We start from the raw sequence: 1,094 nt of genomic DNA on the forward strand, positions 1-1,094 counted from the left end.
GCCGGGCTCCACGCCCAGTTCCTCGCGCAGCCGTTCGCGCAGGTCGGCGAAGACGGCGAGCGCCTCGCCCTGGCGGCCCAGCCGGTACAGCACGCGCATCTGCAGCGTGCGGAGCCGCTCGCGGAGCGGGAGCCGGGAGGTGAGGTCCGCGAGCTCGGCCACGAGCGTCACGTCCTCGCCCAGGTCGAACCGCAGCTCGGCGCGGTCCTCCAGGGCGGTCAGCCGCGCCTCCTCCAGGCGGGCGACCGGACCGGCCGCGAACGGCTCGGCGGTGAAGTCGGCGAGGGCCGGGCCGCGCCACAGCGCCAGCGCCTCGGCCAGCAGGCGCACCCGCTCGCGGACGTCGCCGCCGGGCCCGGCGCGTTCCAGCAGCGCCTCGAACCGGAAGGCGTCCACCGCGTCCGGCGGGACCTCCAGGACGTATCCGGAGCCGCGCCGGACGAGGGGGTCCGGCACGTCCGGCTCGGCGTCCCGGAGCGCCCGGCGCAACTGCGACACCTTGCTCCGCAGCACCGCGCCGGGCTTCGAGGGCGGACGCGCGCCCCACAGATCCTCGACCAGGCGGTCGGACGGGACGACGCGTCCCGGCGTCATCAGCAGATTCACCAGAAGCGCGCGGACCTTCGCCTCCGGGATCCTGACCTCGCGCCCGTCGCCGGTCCGCACTTCCAGTGGGCCGAGCACACCGAAGCGCATGGCGGCACTTTATCCGCAACAGCGCCGTCCGCAACCGGTCCGCCGCACATTCCGAGAAGGCGGAATCCGGTTCCCGACCGGCCGAACCATTCCAGAACGAAATCGGAACACCGGCTCGGAAGAATGGCCGGGCACTCCTTTTCGCACCGCTCCGAACGCCGATTTCCACGGGAGGGAGGAGCGCAGAGACCCCGGCCCGGCGACCCCGCGGCGGCACCGCCCGCCGGGCCGTCCCCGGCTCCGGGCGTCCGGCGGGCCGCGCGCCAGCGGCCGGGCCGCCCGTGCCGGGACCGACACACCGCGGCCACCGGAAACCACCAGCGGGACCGGGCGGCGGCGCGCTCGGCCGAACGGCTCGAACGCAAGGTGGCGGATCTCCGTTCACGTCTGGAACGAGC

General features: G+C 75.1%; 1 protein-coding gene. It reads right to left on the reverse strand.

Going from position 1 to position 1,094, the window contains the following annotated elements; all coding sequences use genetic code 11:
* Positions 1-696, reverse strand: a 696-nt coding sequence (locus tag AB0J52_RS41850) for an AfsR/SARP family transcriptional regulator (RefSeq protein ID WP_500188854.1), incomplete at its 3' end; no start/stop codon positions are given.
* Positions 697-1,094: the final 398 nt, after the last annotated feature.

This window comes from Spirillospora sp. NPDC049652 (genome assembly GCF_040675125.1).
In the GTDB taxonomy this organism is placed as follows: domain Bacteria; phylum Actinomycetota; class Actinomycetes; order Streptosporangiales; family Streptosporangiaceae; genus Spirillospora.